General features: G+C 45.8%; 22 protein-coding genes and 1 tRNA gene. 16 read left to right on the top strand and 7 right to left on the bottom strand.

Annotated features, from left to right (window positions below; genetic code table 11):
- Positions 1–224: 224 nt before the first annotated feature.
- Complete coding sequence (locus ACED36_RS15895; protein WP_016960091.1) at positions 225–911, bottom strand: DUF2057 domain-containing protein; 687 nt, start codon at positions 909–911, stop codon at positions 225–227.
- 235 nt (positions 912–1,146) lie between these two features.
- Here ACED36_RS15895 and gltX point away from each other — a divergent pair, with 235 nt between their 5' ends.
- Positions 1,147–2,571 carry a glutamate--tRNA ligase gene (gene gltX, locus ACED36_RS15890; RefSeq protein WP_016960092.1) on the top strand — a complete coding sequence of 475 codons (1,425 nt, stop codon included), beginning with the start codon at positions 1,147–1,149 and terminating at the stop codon, positions 2,569–2,571.
- A 72-nt stretch (positions 2,572–2,643) separates the two neighbouring features.
- On the opposite strand, the gene ACED36_RS15885 is transcribed toward gltX, so the two are convergent.
- Positions 2,644–2,820 carry a hypothetical protein gene (locus ACED36_RS15885; RefSeq protein ID WP_241819222.1) on the bottom strand — a complete coding sequence of 59 codons (177 nt, stop codon included), beginning with the start codon at positions 2,818–2,820 and terminating at the stop codon, positions 2,644–2,646.
- Between the two features lie 730 nt (positions 2,821–3,550).
- Here ACED36_RS15885 and ACED36_RS15880 point away from each other — a divergent pair.
- The gene (locus ACED36_RS15880) at positions 3,551–4,588 is read left to right on the top strand and encodes a porin (RefSeq protein WP_016960094.1); all 1,038 of its coding nucleotides are present in this window, start codon (positions 3,551–3,553) and stop codon (positions 4,586–4,588) included.
- 111 nt (positions 4,589–4,699) lie between these two features.
- Here the strand turns inward: ACED36_RS15880 and ACED36_RS15875 are convergent.
- Positions 4,700–4,775: transfer RNA gene (locus ACED36_RS15875), tRNA-Arg, on the bottom strand.
- Between the two features lie 80 nt (positions 4,776–4,855).
- Positions 4,856–5,989, bottom strand: a complete 1,134-nt coding sequence (locus ACED36_RS15870) for a flagella assembly protein FlgT (RefSeq protein WP_016960095.1) — start codon at positions 5,987–5,989, stop codon at positions 4,856–4,858.
- Between the two features lie 204 nt (positions 5,990–6,193).
- Between ACED36_RS15870 and ACED36_RS15865 the strand changes: the two genes are divergently transcribed.
- Positions 6,194–6,829, top strand: coding sequence for a FlgO family outer membrane protein (locus tag ACED36_RS15865; protein ID WP_016960096.1), 636 nt, complete (start codon positions 6,194–6,196; stop codon positions 6,827–6,829).
- A gap of 17 nt (positions 6,830–6,846) precedes the next feature.
- Positions 6,847–7,275 (top strand): LPP20 family lipoprotein, encoded by a 429-nt coding sequence (locus ACED36_RS15860; protein WP_016960097.1) that lies wholly within the window; start codon positions 6,847–6,849, stop codon positions 7,273–7,275.
- A gap of 216 nt (positions 7,276–7,491) precedes the next feature.
- Here the strand turns inward: ACED36_RS15860 and ACED36_RS15855 are convergent, their stop codons facing one another.
- From ACED36_RS15855 to flgA, 3 genes are all read right to left on the bottom strand, one after another.
- Entirely contained in the window at positions 7,492–7,923 is a 432-nt protein-coding gene (locus ACED36_RS15855) for a flagella synthesis protein FlgN (RefSeq protein WP_016960098.1), read from the bottom strand.
- Between the two features lie 9 nt (positions 7,924–7,932).
- Positions 7,933–8,244 (bottom strand): flagellar biosynthesis anti-sigma factor FlgM, encoded by a 312-nt coding sequence (gene flgM, locus ACED36_RS15850; protein ID WP_017004422.1) that lies wholly within the window; start codon positions 8,242–8,244, stop codon positions 7,933–7,935.
- A gap of 85 nt (positions 8,245–8,329) precedes the next feature.
- The gene (gene flgA / locus ACED36_RS15845; RefSeq protein WP_241819221.1) at positions 8,330–9,091 is read right to left on the bottom strand and encodes a flagellar basal body P-ring formation chaperone FlgA; all 762 of its coding nucleotides are present in this window, start codon (positions 9,089–9,091) and stop codon (positions 8,330–8,332) included.
- A gap of 68 nt (positions 9,092–9,159) precedes the next feature.
- Here flgA and ACED36_RS15840 point away from each other — a divergent pair, with 68 nt between their 5' ends.
- The 12 genes from ACED36_RS15840 to ACED36_RS15785 all read left to right on the top strand — a co-directional run bounded on the left by ACED36_RS15840 (position 9,160) and on the right by ACED36_RS15785 (position 19,296).
- The gene (locus ACED36_RS15840; RefSeq protein WP_016960101.1) at positions 9,160–10,095 is read left to right on the top strand and encodes a chemotaxis protein CheV; all 936 of its coding nucleotides are present in this window, start codon (positions 9,160–9,162) and stop codon (positions 10,093–10,095) included.
- A 3-nt stretch (positions 10,096–10,098) separates the two neighbouring features.
- Positions 10,099–10,926, top strand: coding sequence for a protein-glutamate O-methyltransferase CheR (locus tag ACED36_RS15835; protein WP_016960102.1), 828 nt, complete (start codon positions 10,099–10,101; stop codon positions 10,924–10,926).
- A gap of 218 nt (positions 10,927–11,144) precedes the next feature.
- Positions 11,145–11,540, top strand: coding sequence for a flagellar basal body rod protein FlgB (flgB, locus tag ACED36_RS15830; RefSeq protein ID WP_016960103.1), 396 nt, complete (start codon positions 11,145–11,147; stop codon positions 11,538–11,540).
- A gap of 3 nt (positions 11,541–11,543) precedes the next feature.
- On the top strand, positions 11,544–11,960 hold the full coding sequence (flgC, locus tag ACED36_RS15825) for a flagellar basal body rod protein FlgC (RefSeq protein ID WP_016960104.1): 417 nt from the start codon (positions 11,544–11,546) through the stop codon (positions 11,958–11,960).
- Between the two features lie 17 nt (positions 11,961–11,977).
- On the top strand, positions 11,978–12,730 hold the full coding sequence (locus ACED36_RS15820; protein WP_371733524.1) for a flagellar hook assembly protein FlgD: 753 nt from the start codon (positions 11,978–11,980) through the stop codon (positions 12,728–12,730).
- A 21-nt stretch (positions 12,731–12,751) separates the two neighbouring features.
- Positions 12,752–14,059, top strand: coding sequence for a flagellar hook protein FlgE (gene flgE / locus ACED36_RS15815; RefSeq protein ID WP_016960106.1), 1,308 nt, complete (start codon positions 12,752–12,754; stop codon positions 14,057–14,059).
- A gap of 208 nt (positions 14,060–14,267) precedes the next feature.
- Positions 14,268–15,017: a flagellar basal body rod protein FlgF gene (locus ACED36_RS15810; protein ID WP_016960107.1), complete on the top strand. Its 750-nt coding sequence runs from the start codon at positions 14,268–14,270 to the stop codon at positions 15,015–15,017.
- 16 nt (positions 15,018–15,033) lie between these two features.
- Positions 15,034–15,822 (top strand): flagellar basal-body rod protein FlgG, encoded by a 789-nt coding sequence (gene flgG, locus ACED36_RS15805; protein ID WP_371733522.1) that lies wholly within the window; start codon positions 15,034–15,036, stop codon positions 15,820–15,822.
- 29 nt (positions 15,823–15,851) lie between these two features.
- Positions 15,852–16,637: a flagellar basal body L-ring protein FlgH gene (gene flgH, locus ACED36_RS15800; protein ID WP_016960109.1), complete on the top strand. Its 786-nt coding sequence runs from the start codon at positions 15,852–15,854 to the stop codon at positions 16,635–16,637.
- A 26-nt stretch (positions 16,638–16,663) separates the two neighbouring features.
- Positions 16,664–17,755 (top strand): flagellar basal body P-ring protein FlgI, encoded by a 1,092-nt coding sequence (locus ACED36_RS15795; protein WP_016960110.1) that lies wholly within the window; start codon positions 16,664–16,666, stop codon positions 17,753–17,755.
- A gap of 3 nt (positions 17,756–17,758) precedes the next feature.
- Entirely contained in the window at positions 17,759–18,754 is a 996-nt protein-coding gene (gene flgJ / locus ACED36_RS15790) for a flagellar assembly peptidoglycan hydrolase FlgJ (RefSeq protein ID WP_017004419.1), read from the top strand.
- 56 nt (positions 18,755–18,810) lie between these two features.
- Complete coding sequence (locus ACED36_RS15785; protein ID WP_017004418.1) at positions 18,811–19,296, top strand: hypothetical protein; 486 nt, start codon at positions 18,811–18,813, stop codon at positions 19,294–19,296.
- The last annotated feature ends 83 nt before the right edge of the window (positions 19,297–19,379 follow it).

The following is a 19,379-nucleotide window of genomic DNA, read 5'->3' as shown; positions in this document are numbered from 1 at the left end:
GACATAAAAAGACCCCCAATAATTGGTCGTCCAACTATTGGGGGTCAGTTCATTTTGCCGGGCTTTCTTTTTTGTCGTCGTCAATCATAAAAAAGTAGACTGCTGTTTAGATAGTGGGCACTAAATGACAGTTATGATTTAGAGATGTGAACATAACTACTCCGATTGCAAGAACGAAAAAAGCAGCGATTTACGCTGCTTTTTAACGTTTGATAATCCGAGTTTTATTTAACGTTTTGGATGGCCCAGCTTAGGAAGGCTTTTTGAGACTCTGAATCAGCTTGTGCGAACCAAAACTTTAGCATTTGTTCAGTATCAACACCTGCATCCGGAGATACTGAGGCTGATGTTACTTTTGATACTTCAGCGTTTGATGTGCTGCTCACTACCGGAATGGTTGCTGCTACCGTTGCAACTGCGCCTGTGGATTGCCAACTGGCAATGTTGTTTGCGCGATTGTATTTTTCAATTTCTTTCACGTAGTCAGGCATAAGCTCAAAACCAATCGATAGTTTGTCTTGCTTGATGTCTATTGGTTTGCCATTTTCACTTAGCGTAAAGCTAGGTTTTTTATCAAACATGCGTCCATCATCGAGCGTATCGATACGTGGTAGTTTCAGTGTCAATGCTGCATCAGCAGCAGTGAATGTGGCAACCAATGGTACTGATTTATACTTGGTTTTCTTACTGCCAGACTCGCGTACGATATGAGACAGCCGGAACAAAATTTGACTTTCACCATTTGGCAATACGACTTTATCTTGATTATCAAAGCCAAGGTTTGAATAGTCAGAATCAATACCATTTTCAACCAAGACTTGAACACCCGATGGAATGTCGATAGTGACATCTGCAAAAGCTACAGAACTTGTAGCTAGTACACCAGCTGCGATTACAGTTCTTTTAAACATCATTAACTCCTTTTTGCCGCTGGCTCCCCAGTCGGTCCTAATATCGTCGACTCGATTCTACGTTTGCGACGTGAAATAAGGTAGGTAATGTCAGTTAAAATGAGGGCTACGGCTAAGAAAATTATTTTTTGTTCCTATCCAAGCTACAATTGTGTGCTTAAACAATGGTGGTACAATGTGCCATTCAAAATTGTAGAATTCCTATTCGGAACGTTGAACTAAATAAGGCAGCAAAATGACGGTCAAAACACGTTTTGCACCAAGCCCAACGGGCTTCTTGCACGTAGGTGGTGCTCGCACCGCACTGTACTCTTGGCTTTACGCTAAACACATGGGTGGTGAGTTTGTGCTTCGTATTGAGGACACGGACATCGAGCGATCTACACAAGAGGCTATTGACGCGATCCTCGAGGGGATGGAGTGGCTTGGTTTAGAGTGGAATGAAGGTCCTTATTATCAAACCAAACGTTTCGACCGTTACAATGAAGTGGTTGACCAACTGCTTGCCCAAGATAAAGCTTATAAGTGTTATGCACCCAAAGCGCTTCTTGATGAGATACGTGAAGAGCAGATGGCTGCTGGCGACAAGCCTCGCTACGACGCTAATCATCCAAAGGTTGTCGCTGCTAATACTGAAGCAACAGAAAGTTCGCCTTTCTGTATTCGTTTCCGCAATCCTAAAGAAGGGACGGTGGTTTTTGACGACAAAATCCGTGGCCACATTGAAATCGCAAACAGCGAGCTGGATGATTTGATCATTCGTCGTACCGATGGCAGCCCAACCTACAATTTTTGTGTTGTTATTGACGACTGGGATATGGGGATTACGCAGGTTGTTCGTGGTGAAGATCACATTAATAACACGCCTCGTCAAATTAACATATACGAAGCTATCGGTGCTCCCGTTCCTGAATTTGCACACTGCTCAATGATTTTGGGCGATGACGGTGCAAAACTGTCTAAACGCCATGGCGCTGTCAGCGTGATGCAATATCGTGATGAAGGTTACTTGCCGCAAGCCTTGTTGAACTATTTGATTCGCCTTGGTTGGTCTCACGGCGACCAAGAGATCTTCTCTATGGATGAGATGATTAAGCTGTTCAGCTTGGAATCAATCAGTAAATCAGCATCTGCATTCAATACAGACAAGCTACTTTGGTTGAATAATCATTATATTAAGACTGCTGAGCCTGAGTACGTTGCCGAGTATCTTCAGTGGCATCTAGACGCTAAATCGATCGATACCAGCAATGGCCCTTCTATTATAGAGGTGATCAAACTCGTTGGTGAGCGTTGTAACACGCTCATCGAACTTGCAGAGCAAAGCCGATACTTCTACCAAGATTTTGAAGAGTTCGAAGCTGGTGCCGCGAAAAAGCATCTTCGTCCTGTTGCCAAAGAAGCCTTGGAGCTTGCATTGTCTAAAGCTGAATCTTTGCAAGATTGGACAACGGAAAACCTGCATCAATTAATTGCTGATACCTGTTCTGATCTAGAACTTGGTATGGGTAAGGTAGGCATGCCACTTCGAGTTGCGGTCACCGGTCAAGGTCAATCCCCATCTGTCGATGCAGTGATGGCACTGTTGGGTAAAGACAAAGTGGTGACCAGAATTGCGAAAGCGTTGAATTTTATCTCGGCGAGAGAAGCTAACGCATAGTGATTTGACGGACAAATATAAAAGGCTGCTCAGAAATGGGCAGCCTTTTTTTTGCCCGACGCGATAATCACGTTAGTCGCCGCGCAACATTTCTTGGCTTTGTACACAGACCCAAAAATTATTAGCACCCGCACAGTATTGCATGATGTCTTTTGGAACGACGACTTGCTTGCCTTCAAGAACGTAAGCTGATGCGCCCATACTTACTGAAAACAACAAAGCGGCTAAAGTAGTGTAAATGAATTTCATTATTGACCTCATTATCATCAAGAAAAATTGAAAGTTAGTAAAGACATACAGATATACCTCCACTCTCATAATGTAGATGAGCATCATATTTTTCGTGAATAAATAAGGCTGTTGCATTTTTACTTGGAAGGGGAGTCACCTCCATTGGCGCTAAATTACCGCCTGTTTGATCACTCCGATTGCTGTTGCGATTGCATGAATCTTATGACTCTTCAGCCACTCCCATACTTAATGCCTTTACTCTAAAGACATGTCCCCGATCCCTTATTTTTGTTACGTTAATTTTTCGTAATTGATGCGTCGGGTGGGTGTGTATGTTTTTATTTTGTTAATGATCGATCTCGTTGTTTTTTGTTTATTATTTTCTTTGTGCGAACCAAGTCAAATAAACCTGATCACTTAAATAAAAAAAATAAAAAAAAAGGGGTTGGCTTTTAATTCCAATGTGAATCTCATCATAAAAATGGCTGTAAATATAAATTTTACATTATATTTTTAAGTTTCATTTAGTTTAAGTAACTGATTTTTAGTGGTTAATGTTTTTTTTGTTGTTTACTTTGATCATCTTCAAAGTTCAACTCCAACGATGTTTAATTTGGTGAGAAAAAAATTATCCTTCTCGCCGTTGATAAACATAATCAATCACCGTTCATGTATATCGCAGCTTGGCGGCCAACTTTAAGCAGTGATGACACCATTGAACGAAATAATTTCTATTTAGGAGTTTTCCATGAATAAATTCTTTAAACGTTCTGTAATTGGCTCTGCAGTAGCAGCCGCAGTTTTAGCGTCTTCTGCGGCAAGCGCATATGTGATTGCGCAAACTGACGAAAATTCAGTTGAAATGTATGGTGTTGTTTCTATCTCTGCTGTTGACTACGGCACAACTGATAGCACTTTTGTTCTTGAGAATGAATCACGAATTGGTTTCCGTGCTTCGCAAGTTATGACTGATTCTGTAGAAGCTTTTGTTCAGATGGAATCTGGCTGGATGCTGGATGACGGTGCGAAAGTTGGTAACCGTGATACCTTCGTTGGTATGCGTGGTGATGATTGGGGCCAAGTGCGCTTCGGTCGTATGCTGACTCCAATGTATGAATTGGTTGACTGGCCATACAGTGCTTCAAACATGGGTACGACTTTTGACCGCGGCTGGCGTGCAGGTGAGCGTTTCCATTTTGACCGTAAGAGCCAGCAAATTCGTTTTGACTCAGCGAAAATCGGTGACATGGCTAAATTCTCTGCGTCAGTAGGTAACGGCAGTCAAAACACAGATGATTCTAAGTTCTTCGGTGCGAGCTTCTCTATCAATCCGGTAGAAATGTTGACGTTGCACCTAGCGATGGAAAATACAACTGACACAGATTTTGATGCTAACACTGTGGGTGATACAAACAACCTATTCGCTGGTTTCGAAATTCGTCCAATTGACAACGTTATGCTTGCTGGTGCTTATAAGACGGGTGAGTTTGACAAAGATGCAGCTAGTGCTGGCAACGGTTACAACACCCGTGACATCGATGCATTCTCGCTACAAGCTAACTACTACATGGGTGCAACAAACTTCCGTCTAGGTTACGCATCTCAAGATGGTGAAACTAACGGAACGAAAGACGAGTTCTTGAAGCGTGAAACGATTACTGGTGAAGTAGGCCACAGCTTTAACTCTGTTTACACCTTCCTGCGCGTAGCACAGCAAAGCGATGCTGAAGGCAGCTACAAAGGTGACGACACCATGGTACGTATCGGTACTGAATGGTACTTCTAATCTCCAATTAGTTGTCCTTAAATCTAAACGGGTCTTTATGGCCCGTTTTTTTTCGTTTTGTATTATTGAAAGATTAAAGGCTGTTTGAAATAGCGAGAGGTAAATAAGAAATGGCGCTCCCACAGGGACTCGAACCCCGATCGATCGCTTAGGAGGCGACTGCTCTATCCTGTTGAGCTATGGGAGCGCAAAGCGCCGCGGAGGAATTGAGCGGCGCTAGGTGGTTAGTATACCTAAAAGAATCTTGAGGTTAAGGTTTTCATGACGCTATAACGTGTGTTTGGTTACCATATCACCAATTTGAATGCTTGGTCCGAGCTCAACCGGGGATACGGCGATTTCTGCTGAGTTGTCATAAACACGTGTCACCGTTAATACCATGTCACTTTTCTTGAGTTGCGTGCGGTTGACGCCATATTGGTCGGTAAACGACGCATTGTGCCAGAGTGACAATTCATCACCGTATTTCACACCATGCACACGACCAGCATTGATCTGCCCAGACTGACCATTGATTGATATCACTTCCGGCGTGGTAGCTCGGCATGAAAGGTTACTTTCCAAATCCAACAAAATATTGCGACTGACTCGCTGTGCCATCTCCCCGTAAGCGGAAGTCCAAAACCGTGCGGTCTTGGTGTCGACTTTACTTTGTCGCTCAAACGGCCAAGCTGCGATGTCTCGATAGATGTTTTGGTAAATAACGTCTCCCGATTTTCCATCCAGAACGTCGATGGACAGTGCCAGTTGTCGATTAGTTTTGTCATCCCTCAGCACTTTTTGGTCGATGGTTGCCGACATGTCGGTGATCGAACCAATCATGACATATTGCGCGCCAGCGTCTTCGGCAATCATTGTTGCTATATCAGGTTGCGTTGGAGAAACGTTATGCGGCGTGATTCCTTGAACAACAAAACTTTGAGCCTGAGTTTCAAATTGACGCTGCAGAAGCACCGTGAAGTCATCACCAAATTGAAATATGCCACCTAGTGCCGCTTGTTGTGGCGAAACAATATCGAACCGACTTAACAGCAGACCTTTTTTGTATTGGTTCTTGTGGCAAGCTTTTGCCGCGGGGTAGATATCAATACGAGCCGTCAATTTCATGACGCCACCACGGTCTTTGGTCTCAAGCACCTGTATGTGGCGGATTTCATTACCGCTGAATTGGTAGTCACTGCGTGACTCTGCCAAGTAGGGGCGAATGTCTGCCAGGCCAGCAATATCCGCACCTGAATATTTGAGCGCTTGATAAACCGCATCTTCTAATGCGCGCTCTCTTGCTTGGTCTTTACTTTCCAGAATGGTACTGGCACCTGTCACTTCATACCATGCAGCGTTTGCTGTGGCACTTGCTAGCGCCATACAGGCGATCAACGGAGTAATAATTTTTTTGCGCATGACCCTGACTTCCAATAGTAGGTACAATAATTGCTAGACCAGATAACATCGCGGGAAAAGCGGCAATGCGGTTAACAATGACAGCGAAAATATAACCCCATTGATGCAAATAATGTTCCTAAAAGTTGAAACAATGAATTTGTCTTTGTTTCTTCTCGGTTGAGCCCAATGCCAACCTTAAAATGTGTCCGGAGCCAGACAACGATGAAAAACTGGATAGTGATATTACTGAGCCTTGCTACGGCTTCATGTGCATACAACCCGATATATAACGGCAAAGAACCGTATGCGGGAAGTGAGTTTCTGTTGCAGCAAACACCAAGGCATACCCTGGATTATTTTCTAGATGGTCTTGCAGAAGAGCTATTGGAAACCAACAACTATCTGACCGCAAGAACACCTTTAGCGATCGTGTCCTTTGTTGATATCGAAGAAATGGATCAAACCAATTGGCTTGGTAATTCAGTCACAGAAGGCATGATTTACCAAATGCAAAGACGTGGCTTTACCCTTATCGACTTTAAGAACACGGGTACAATTCGTGTGACTCAAGATGGTGACTTCTCGCTAAGTCGTGATTGGAAAGAGCTTAATCCTGAACAGCAAATCGATTATGTGTTAACGGGTACCATGCTTCGTCAAGGCGGTGGCGTATTAGTGAACGCACGTATTGTGGGAATGCGATCACGTGTGGTTGTGGCATCAGCGCAAGGTTTTCTGCCTGCAGAACGTATTGGCAGGGATATCGATACATTGCGTAAAGTGCGGATTGAAGATGGCGTGATCATTCGCGGCGATCAACGTAAACATTTACCAGACACCATAATTTTGAAGCCTTAATGGTTCACGGAGACAAGATGAAAACTTGGTTATCTCTGGCGATATTGATGCTGCTCACTGCATGTCAGCCAATTACTCAAATGCGTTCAGACGAACTCCTTTCTGCTGTGGGGACTGCATCTGTCAGTGCACAGCGTGGCGATACGTTAGAAGAAAAACAGTTTCGCGCCATGCGAGCATCAAAGCTAGAAGCTTATAAAGAGCTGTCGGAGCAAGTATATGGGGTTCGTGTGAGTGGCTTGACACAAGTTGATGATCAGCAACTTGGCCACGATCGTACGAGTGGCGCTTCCGATGGGATAATCCGTGCTGCCGAAGTGATAGCCAGTTATCAAGTTGGCGACAGCTACGTGACTGAACTTCAACTTAATCTTCGGAAAATGAACAAAATGAAAGAGTATGGGGAATCCCATCATGTTCCTAGAAACGATGCGATTATCTTCTAACGTAAATTCAACTAACGCTCAATAGTTAGATCCAATATGAATTTGGGTATCAAAAGCTGCTTATGGCAGCTTTTTTTGGTTTTTAGCAGTTTGCGTTACAAAGAGTGAAACCATTACTGTGACAAAGGCATATTGGTTGGTGCGAGCATGGAGTCTTCGAGATAGGGGGAGTATATGCTTCTGGGATATGAAAGCTGAGGCGGATTTACTTAAGGTTCAGGCTTTAACGTTAGTGCCTAATGTGCGACTACCTGATGCTTTACCGTCACTGTCGTAAGTCATTTCATTCTTACCAGCGGCTTCTTGGAATAGATTGCGAAGCTTATGAATGCTTAGGTGGGCGCGTTGCAAGGCGATGCCGTTGGCTTCATTTAATTGGTGGCATTGTTCCAGAATGGCTTTTATATCAGCAATTTTTTGCGTTGCATCGTTAGAAGGAGATGTTGACTCAGGGCATTTGGAAATTTGAGCGTCGCATAATTGAATTCGCTGGATCAGCGTCAGTTTTTGCTTGGCAGTTGCCGCAATGTCGGGGGATTGTCTTGCTGCAATCGCCGACGTTTCTTGTTTCATGACATCAAGAAGCGCACTGACATTATCTGTCTGCGTTTCTAGGAATTGCTCGAAATCGGACGCTTTCTCAGACATCAAGAAGCACTAAATCCCACGAAAGTCATCTTCATGTTTTAAAATGTTTGCTGCGAGCTGATCGGCATCAACTTTGTAAGAGCCATTAGCAATCGCTGTTTTAATGGCGGCTACTTTAGCACTGTCAAAATGACTTTCACTGGCCATCTGCTGATTCAGCGCGCCAATTGCTTTGCTTCCATCACTCATCGAAAATGCGTCGGTGCGTTGAGTTTTCACTTCACTCGCGCCAGATTCCACTGAGTTGCTTTGTGACTTGCCTTGATTGGTTCTGTTCGTATTTATGGGTTGACCAGAACGCAAATGATCGATACTTGCCATAATAAAGCCTTATAAATGTCCGAACCTTCTGTTGCTCACAGTATCGGCCGTGCTTATATGAACTTTAGCACTTAATTGCAACAAACTAGAATTTTACAATTACTTGCCCAACAGAGGTAATTGTACCATCCACAATTCGATTCGATTTGCTGTTGCGAATTTTAATTTGTTCACCGAGAGCGCCATCACTTAATGCTGTTCCTTTTGCAATAAGATTCAGTCCGTTACCACTGGCTGTTATCACGACCACGTCGTTTCGACAGACCATACAAATGTCGTTTCCTTGAATCGGCTCACCCATTCCAACCACACGTTTGATTCTTGAGCCAACGATAGTCGATGCATTCGTATACGTCTGGCCTCGTTGAAAACGTGAATCTACCAATTGCACAATCAAATCATCGTGATTAATGATAACACCGCGATCCATTGGTCGTTTCGCGACCACAATCGGTGTGAGCAGTCGAATTTGAACGGGAACATAAACTTGCCAATTGTCTTCTTTGCAGCTGACCATGACCGTCACGCTTTTGTTTAAAGACTGGCGACCAGGCACGGTAGCTTGAAGTGATGAAGGGCAATCGGACAAACGGAGTCGAGAATCAATATTTCCGGCGCTTACCTCCAATTTGCCATATTCGGGCACCGCGACAAGCGTTTGAACATGCGCCTCTGCAGCTTCTTTCACTGCTTCAAGTTGACTTGTTGGAGCAGCGGCTATAATTGAGCTAAAGCCGCTGAGAAATGTGCCGATAAAGAGCCAGGCTAATCGTTGATAACACATACGTCTCAAATTGGTTAGTATAAAAATTAAATAGCTGCAGTGTACCTTCAAGTTGCGTGCCAACGTGTGCCGTCAACGACGTTGCTTGCTGCAATACGATAACAATAACAGGGCAATATGGAGTTTATCTTATGTCAGGGATTCTTGATACGGTCAATCAGCGCACACAACTTGTGGGTCAAAACCGATTAGAGCTATTGACCTTTCGTTTGATGCGTAAGCAGCGTTACGGCATCAACGTGTTTAAAGTAAAAGAAGTACTCCAGTGCCCCAAGCTGACGCTGATGCCAAACCTTCATCCGCTAGTAAAAGGCGTCGCGCATATTCGAGGACAAACCTTATCTGTCATTGATATGAGTTTGGCGACAGGCGGAATGCCGATTCAAGACCCAGAAAATCGCTTCATTATCATTTCCGAATTTAACCGTTCCACGCAAGCTTTCTTAGTGGGCTCGGTAGAGCGCATTGTGAATATGCATTGGGAATCGATTTTGCCGCCACCTGGAGGTACCGGTAAGTCAAACTATTTGACCGCCGTGACTGAAATTGAGGGTGAGCTTGTTGAAATCCTGGATGTTGAAAAAATCCTGAACGAGATTTCGCCGGTTAACGAAGTGATCAGCGAAGAGGTGTTGGCGCAAAAACCGGTGTTTGAAGAAGGTGGCAGCGCGCCTAACATTGTTTTGGTGGCTGATGATTCGAGTGTTGCACGCCGACAGGTAAAACGTGCAGTAGAAACCATTGGCTATGAAGTCCTTTTGGCGCACGACGGACGTGATGCATTAAACAAACTTCAAGAAATGGCCCAAGAAGGCAATATAACTGACAAATTGGCGTTGGTTATCTCAGATATCGAAATGCCAGAGATGGACGGATACACCTTAACAACTGAAATCAAAAAGGATGCGAGTCTAAAAGATCTTCATGTAGTATTGCACTCCTCGCTCAGCGGTGTATTCAATGAGGCCATGGTTAAGCGAGTTGGTGCTGATGCATTTATTCCGAAGTTTGATCCTGATGAATTAAGTGCTGCAGTAATAAACGCGGTTAAAGGCCGAGAAAAATAATCCATGACGAATATAGCGATCACCGAACAAGAATATCGAGATTTTTGTAAATATCTCGAAGGCAAATGTGGCATCGTTCTCGGTGACAGCAAGCAGTATCTAGTGAGAAGCAGACTTAGCCCTTTAATTAGCCGCTATAAATTGGCTTCAATATCGGAGCTTTTTCAGCTTGTTCTAACAAATAGAAACAGAGATCTTGCTGTTGCAGCCATTGACGCAATGACCACAAATGAGACCTTGTGGTTTCGTGACACCTATCCTTTCGAAGTGCTTGCTAACAAACTTCTTCCTGAAGTGGCTGAAAGCAGGCGCCCGATTAAGATATGGTCAGCGGCAAGTTCGTCAGGTCAAGAACCTTACTCGATTGCGATGACAATCCAAGAAGTGCAGGCAAAAAAGCCGGGCTTGCTAAGTAATGTTTCTATTACAGCGACTGACATATCGTCCACCATGTTAGAAAACTGTCGAGCGGGCGTTTATGACAACTTGGCATTAAGCCGAGGGTTGTCACCAGAGCGTAAGCGTCAGTTTTTTGAAGATGCGGGCGAAGGCCGAATGAAGGTTAAAGATCCGCTTAAACGCATGGTGACCTTCAAACCTCAAAACTTGATGGATAGCTACAGCATGCTGGGTAAGTTTGACATTATCTTCTGTCGCAACGTGCTGATCTACTTCTCGCCAGAGATGAAGTCCCAAGTGTTGAATCAAATGGCGGGCAACTTGAACCCAGGTGGTTATCTTTTGCTGGGCGCATCTGAGTCACTGACAGGTCTGACCGATCGCTTTGAGATGATTCGCTGTAACCCAGGCATCATCTATAAGTTGAAGTAACGGCATTATCATTCGGTAAATACATTGCTTCATTAGAAAAGCGGCACATAAATTGCCGCTTTTTTTGTGTCTATCGATCTAAGCTCTCCCTGTGTTTATTGGTCTGAAAATGGCTAATCGATTGAAAGCTATATATTTAGTGGCTGCAGGGCTAGCAAAATGTAAAGTTGGCATCACTATTGCTTTTATTCAAGTAGGAAAGTTTAGGAGGTTGCCTCATGGCGATATCGTTCGACAAAGCGCTGGGTATACATCAACACACTGTCGGTGTGCGTGGTCAAAGGGCTGAAACCTTGGCAAGTAACCTGGCCAACGCTAATACACCGGGTTATAAAGCGCAGGATGTAGACTTCGAACGCGCCCTGAAAGCTGCAACCTCTGGGGCAAACATTGGCCTAAGTCGAACGGATGGGCGGCATATTACTGCCTCTACGCAAGTGAGCGGCCAGAAAATGTATCGTATTCCAAACCAGCCTGATACGGGTGATGGCAATACAGTTGATTCGCAAGTAGAGCGAAACCTGTTTATGCAAAACGCATTAGAGTATCAAGCGTCGTTGGATTTCCTTGGGTCAAAGTTTAAAAACATGTCCAAGGCATTGAAAGGGGAATAATGGATGAGTCTATTTAATGTGTTTAATGTAACGGGTTCTGCCATGAGTGCAGAGTCTGTGAGACTTAACACCACATCCAGTAACTTGGCGAACGCGAATTCAGTCAGCAGTTCGGCGGCTGAGACGTATAAAGCCCGCCACCCTGTTTTTGCTGCTGAATTGAACCGATTCAATGGTCAACAAGGCGCGAGTGTTCCTGTTAGTGTCGCTGGCATTGTAGAAAGCCAAAAACCACTTCGCGCGGAATATAACCCCGATCACCCGATGGCGAATGCGGAAGGTTATATTTTTAAACCGAACGTCAACGTAATGGAAGAGATGGCCAATATGATTTCGGCATCCCGTTCTTATCAAACCAATGTAGAAGTCGCAGAAGCCAGCAAACAAATGCTGATGCGTACACTACAGATGGGCAAGTAAGGTAGGAGGACGGCACTATGAATCCGATTGATGGCGCAGGTGGAGCAGGTGGCGGAAGCTACATTGACCAACTCAAAGCGCTACAGGAAAAACAACGTGCGGAGCGTGGCGACACAGGTGAAAAAGTCACCGGTCAGACCGATCTGAAACAAGAAGACTTTCTTTCTCTGTTGACGAAGCAGCTTGCGAACCAAGACCCTTTCAAACCCGTGGATAACGAGCAAATGATCGCCCAGATGGCATCGTTTGCGACGGTAGATGGTATCGGCAAGATGAATGAACAGTTTGGTTCATTGAATGCTGCGATGACATCAAGCCAAGCCCTTCAGGCGTCGTCATTGGTCGGCCAAGACGTATTGGTCCCTGGCAATGATGGCTTTAAAACTGCCGAAGGTGGCATTGCTGCGATGGTGAAACTGCCGCAAGCATTGAACGATGTCATTGTTCGAATTCAGAATGACCGAGGCGAATTGCTAAGAAGCTTTAGCCTGGGAGCAAAATCTCCAGGCGACCATCGCGTTGAATGGGATGGAAAAGATGATACAGGCAACCCATTGCCGGAAGGCAATTACAGCATGAACGTAAGCGGCAACATTGATGGCAAATCACAAGATCTTGAGCTCTCAACGTATGCCAACGTTAACAGTGTCCTACTGGGCAATGGTGACGGCAATGTGATGTTAAACATCGCGGGTTATGCATCTCCGGTCAAACTCACCGAAGTGCTTGAAGTAGGTAAAGCTGGCGTCAGCGGCGCGAGTAAGAGCTAAAAGGACAGAGGAGTTCCAGCAATGGCATTGAACATCGCACTGAGTGGCCTAGCGGCAGCTCAAAAAGACATGAACACCACCAGTAACAACATTGCGAATGCCAACACTTTTGGTTTTAAAGAATCGCGCGCTGAATTTGGTGATGTTTACTCTGCTTCGATTTTCTCGAATGCGAAAACAACGACAGGTAGTGGTGTGCAAACCTCTATCGTGGCGCAACAGTTCCATGAAGGGTCAAGCATCTACACCAATAACCCGCTTGATTTACGTATCAGCGGCAACGGTTATTTCGCCGTGGCGAATGACAACCTCGCGACGCAGAACAATCAGTTGACGCGTAACGGTGCGTTCCACCTCGACAAAAACAACAACATTGTTAACTCTGAAGGCCAGTTTCTTCTGGGCTACAACGTGGACAACGAAACACTGCAAGTGGGATCGTTTGAGCCTAAAGCGTTGAGTGTTCCTGATCAATTTGGACAGCCTCGTGCGTCTGAGAATGTTGATATTGGTCTAAACCTGCCTGCGGGCGGCGCAGAAAAAGATCCTGCTTTGTTTAATCCAGAAGATCCGGATACGTATAACAAAGCAACATCAGCGACTATCTTTGACTCCCTGGGTCAGCCTTACAAATTGACCACCTATTACGTTAAAGACAACGTCACGCCGAACAAATGGGCGGTGTACTACACGGCGACAGATCCAACGGGTGAAAAACCAGTTAGCCTTACTGCCGGTGAATTTACCAATGCTGCAGGACATGTCGGCCATTCGCTCGAATTTAACAGTGATGGTTCGGTAAATAACGTCAATGGCGGTCAACCTATCCAAACTGTTGAGCTTGGTGCTAACGGTGCAGGCCTTGAAATGAATGGTGCTGATGGTGCGCAAGCACTGACCATCAATTTTGAAGACCCGACTCAGTACGCCTCTCCGTTTGAAATGCGTAAGTTTAGTGAAGATGGCGCAACCACGGGTTATCTTGCAAAAGTCGATATCGACCCGAAAGGCACCATTATGGCGACCTACAGTAACGGTGAAAACGTCGCACTTGGTCGTGTAGCCATGGTTCGCGTATCTAACCAGCAAGGTCTTTCTCAAGCGGGCAACACTCAATGGAAGGTCACGCAGCAATCTGGTGAGGCAGTCTGGGGCGAAGCCATGCAAGGTGCCTTTGGTAAAGTGAAAAGCGGTACCATTGAGCAATCAAACATTGATATGACCCAAGAGCTGGTGGACTTAATTACCGCACAGCGAAACTTCCAAGCGAACTCACGTTCACTCGAAGTGGGCAATTCGATGCAACAAACGATTCTGCAAATTCGATAATTTAGCGTCTTTGTTATTGTTTCTTGATTGCAGCTTTTTTGCCGCTCGACACTCGAGCGGCAATTGTCTTCCTAATAGTCTTCTCAATACAGCTCCCACCTAGAGTTCCACTGAACACTTCTTACGCTAACCTATTGTAAAATATTCTAATTACATATTGGCACTCTTCTTGCTTTATACAAGTCATAAGCGACAGGAGAACGTCTAAATGGATCGCGCATTATTCCTTGCCATGAGTGGCGCCAAACAAGATATGCAAGCCTTGCAACTGCGTGCCAATAACTTGGCAAACGTCAGCACCACAGGCTTTCGAGCAGACTTAGAGCAAGCCCGTGCCATGCAAGCTTATGGTGAAGGTTTACCGACGCGTGTGTTCAACATGACGGAGCGCCCTGGGCATAGCTTTGCACAAGGCTCGACCATCACAACTGGGCGTGAACTTGACGTTGCTGTTAAAGGTGACGGTTGGCTGGCGGTACTCGATGGCACTGGTCAAGAAGGCTATACCCGTGTGGGTAACCTGAAAGTTGACCAAACCGGCTTACTTCAGAATGGTCATGGGCACTTGATCCTTGGCGAAGGGGGAGCACCGATTTTCTTGCCACTGCCTGTTTCCAAAATCGAAATTGGCACTGACGGTACTGTCTCTGTTTTACCGCAAGGTGCACCACCAGAAGCAATGGAAGAAGTTGACCGCATTAAGCTCGTTCGCCCAGATAACGCAGACATGTTCAAAGACCGGAATGGTGTGTTTAAGCCTGTAAACCCTGGCACAGTGTATAACGCTGATGCTGGCGTTACGCTACTCACTGGTGCGCTGGAAGGCAGTAACGTTAACGCCGTCAGCGAAATGACAGGGCTTATTGACCTTCAGCGTCACTTTGAAATGCAAGTAAAACTAATGAAGACTGCAGAAGAAATGGATCAAGCATCTAATTCTCTGCTGCGCATGGGTTAATTAAGAGGGAATTATCATGCATCCAGCTTTATGGGTAAGTAAAACCGGCCTAGACGCACAACAGACGAATATTTCGAACATTTCCAACAACTTGGCGAATGCTTCAACCGTGGGTTTCAAAAAATCCCGTGCGGTATTTGAAGATTTGTTTTATCAAAACATCAACCAACCAGGTGGTCAGTCTTCGCAAAATACAGAGCTGCCAAGTGGCTTGATGCTGGGTGCCGGCTCAAAAGTGGTCGCGACACAACGTGTCCACACCAACGGCAACGCTCAAACCACGAATAACGCACTCGATCTGATGATCGAAGGCGACGGTTTTTTCCAAGTGCTACTGCCAGACGGCAACATTGGCTACCAGCGTAATGGTCAATTCACACTGAACGACGAAGGCGTCCTAGTTACAACGGGTGCAGGTTACTCCATTGAGCCAGAAATCGTTGTTCCACCGGATGCGATTCAAGTGACCATCGGCACCGACGGTGAAGTCTCTGCAAGGCTGCGAGGCCAAACGGCGAATGCAGTACTCGGTCAGATCACGACCGTGGATTTCATCAACCCTGGTGGCCTTGAGCCGATTGGTCAAAACCTCTACTTACCGACAGGCGCGAGTGGTGACCCACAAGAAGGTGTGCCAGGCATTGACGGTCTAGGCAGCATTCGACAATCCATGCTGGAAACGTCCAACGTGAATGTGACAGAAGAGCTGGTCAACATGATCGAAGCGCAGCGCGTTTATGAAATGAACTCGAAAGTGATTTCATCGGTCGACCAAATGCTGAGTTACGTTACCCAGCAGCTATAAGCGATAGCTAAGACAGGAGTAAAGCCCGGATGAAGAAGTTACTGATCATAAGCTTGGTGTTAGCCACCGTGTCAGGCTGCGGCTTGATAAACGAACAAGCCTTGTTGGCGCAAAGCGACATTGTGCAAGGCACGACAGACACTGATGCGGTTGAAGGTAACACTGAGCCGAGTGGCGATGGTTTGATTGGTTTACTGCGCGATCGTGAAGATGCGATTGCCGGCGACCCAAACTGGGTGCCACTTCATCCGACACGCCAACCGGAGCACTATGCAACGGCGACGGGCTCTTTATTTAGCTCGGTAAAAGCGCAAGATCTTTACGATGACACTAAACCACGTGGCGTCGGCGATATTGTCACTGTTTTGCTGGAAGAAAAAACACAGGCGAAAAAAAGCGCCAGTAGCGATGCGGCAAAATCGAGTGATTTGAGCATGGATCCGTTAGAGATGGGTGGGCAGGAAGTCACTATTGGTGAATCCAATCTGTCTTACGCAGCCAGTCATGATAATTCAACCAGTGGCTCGACAAGTGCCGATCAGAGTAACAGCATTAGCGGCTCTATTTCAGTCGAAGTGGTTGATGTGCTGTCGAACGGCAATCTCATCATTCGTGGTGAAAAATGGCTTACCTTGAACACGGGTGATGAATACATTCGCTTGAGTGGCACTATTCGTCCTGATGATATCAGCCAAGAAAACACCGTCGCCTCGACCCGTATTTCTAACGCACGTATTCAGTATTCAGGAACGGGTGACAGACAAGATACGCAAGATCAGGGATGGTTGGCACGATTCTTTAATGTCGTTCTTTAACACGTATACGCTGCCGGAGATTTGACGTGAAGTATTGGTTAAAGCTGTTCTTGATTGCCATCTTGGCAAGCCCCGTCGCACAAGCTGCCCGAATTAAAGATGTGTCGGAAGTCGCGGGTGTGCGTAGTAACCAATTAGTGGGTTACGGACTTGTGGTCGGCCTTGCAGGGACGGGCGAGAGCACGCCTTTTACCGATCAAAGCTTTAACGCCATGCTGAAAAACTTCGGCATCCAATTGCCGCCCGGTACCAAACCAAAAACCAAGAATGTTGCAGCCGTAGCGGTAAGCGCAGAGTTACCTCCGTTTTCTAAGCAGGGTCAAAAAATTGACATTACGGTGTCATCTATTGGTTCTGCGAAAAGCCTGCGTGGCGGCACATTGGTCCAAACCTTCCTCAAAGGCCTTGATGGAAAAACGTATGCGGTTGCCCAAGGTAATTTGATTGTGGGTGGATTTAGCGCAGAAGGCGCTGATGGTTCATCGATTGTGGGAAATACCCCTACGGTAGGACGAATTACCAACGGTGCCTCAGTTGAACAAGAAGTGCCGAGCCCATTTGGTCGTGGTGACCATATTACCTTCAATTTGTTTGAATCTGATTTTACGACCGCTCAGCGTATGTCTGATTCCATTAATAGCTTTTTAGGGCCAAACACGGCCTTTGCGATGGATGCGATGTCTGTGCGCGTGCGCGCCCCTCGGGATTTGTCTCAACGTGTTGCTTTTCTCTCTACCGTTGAAAATCTCGAGTTTCAGCCAGCTGATGCGGCAGCAAAAATCATTGTTAACAGTCGCACCGGTACGATTGTGGTGGGCCAAAATGTTCGCTTACGCCCTGCGGCCATTACGCATGGTGGCATGACCGTGACCATCAAGGAAAACCTACAAGTGAGTCAGCCTGGCGCGTTCTCAGGCGGTGAAACGGTGGTAGTACCGGATTCTGGCCTAGAAGTAACAGAAGAAGATGGACGAATGTTCCACTTCAAGCCTGGTGTGACACTTGACGATCTCGTACGCGCAGTGAACGGTGTGGGCGCAGCCCCTTCCGATCTTATGGCCATCTTGCAGGCATTAAAGCAGGCTGGCGCCATTGACGGTCAACTAATAGTGATTTAAGCCATGAAAACACCATTAGATACGGGATTTATCCACGATATTAGCCGACTGGACATACTGCGTCAGAAAGCCGCAAGCGGTGAGCAATCAGACGATGCCATGCGTGCAGCGGCAGAACAATTCGAAGCTTTGTTTACGCAAATGCTATTTAAATCGATGCGTCAGGCGAACGAAGCGTTTGAATCTGATCTTGTCGACGACCGCACTTCCAAGTTCTATCAGCAAATGGCAGATGAACAACTTTCCAGTGCCTTGTCGCGAGAAGGCTCGCTTGGTCTGGCTGATTTGATTGTCCAGCAGTTTAAAGGGTCACAAAGTAGTGAACCAATGGAGACGGGTAGCAATACTGCCAGTGATCGCATTCAGCTTGCGCCTATCTCGCCACTTCCTCCAGCATTGGCAGATGAAGAACAAAAAGCGGCGCAAGAGGGACTGGAAAGGAAGGCTTTCTCATCCCAAGATATGTTTGTGCCAAGTCCACACATATTGGCGCAAAGAAACGCGTTACCTAAAGCAACACAGCCTAAGCCATTTGAAACACCGGATGAATTTGTTTCACGCTTAACGCCTTATGCACAAAAAGCCGCTCGAACTTTGGGCACTGACCCTGCGATTTTGATTGCACAAGCAGCACTTGAAACAGGCTGGGGTAAAAAAGTGATTGCTAATGCGCGAGGCAGTAGCCACAACCTTTTCAATATCAAAGCAGATCCACGTTGGGAAGGGAATAAGGTCGCGACACAAACCCTTGAATTTCATGATGATATCCCCGTACAGGAAATGGCGTCATTTCGTGCCTATGCTTCCTATGAAGACAGTTTCAATGATTATGTGCGTTTTCTAAATAAAAACCCACGCTATTCAACGGCACTGAAAAGTACAGAAGAACCTGAAACGTTTATTCGTGGATTGCATCAGGCAGGGTATGCCACCGATCCGCAATATTCAGACAAAGTACTCAGTGTTTTTGATCGTGTGAAAGGATTAATGGATCAATAAATTCCTTGGTTAATGGGATAACGCTGGTTAACGATCTATCTAGACAAGGTATCCCGATGGTGGAACAATCAGGCAAGCAATCCGATACCGAGCACTTAGGTACCGATCTGACCGGCACTGAAAAGATAACACCAAAACAATCGCTTAATCAGGCTGGCTCTATTCATCGTGACCCTTTCATTCGTGCTTTCCTCGATAAAATCCCCAAAGATGTTGCTTCCACATTCACTGACTCTCAGTTACTGCAACTTAAGATGATGTTTGGTACGCGAGGAAAAGCGAGCCATGCTGTTGATATTCGAACCGTGATGGGGGGATTTGGCTGGAACTATTATTTAGTGTTCCTTTTTGGTCGAAACCGTCGAGATCTTTCACGTACAGAGCAAAAAGTGGCGAATGCATGGCGCGTCGTTTTGTTGCTGGTGGGCAGCTTTGCGCTGTTTTCTATGGTGATTATTTCCTTATATCTGCTTAAATCTTTCGCTGGCATTGATTTGCTCCCTCGATTTTCCTTTGGCTTCTGGACATGGCTTTCCTCCTAACGGCAAGCTCTTGCCTGCCTGCACATCCCCCTTACTTAATGTACTGATAAATTCCGTTATCCCATTGAAATGAATCAATATAA

The sequence above is a fragment of the Enterovibrio sp. FF113 genome, assembly GCF_041439165.1.
In the GTDB taxonomy this organism is placed as follows: Bacteria; Pseudomonadota; Gammaproteobacteria; order Enterobacterales; family Vibrionaceae; genus Enterovibrio; species Enterovibrio norvegicus_A.
Note: the sequence above shows the minus strand (reverse complement) of the source record. Positions and strands in the feature narration are given on the sequence as shown.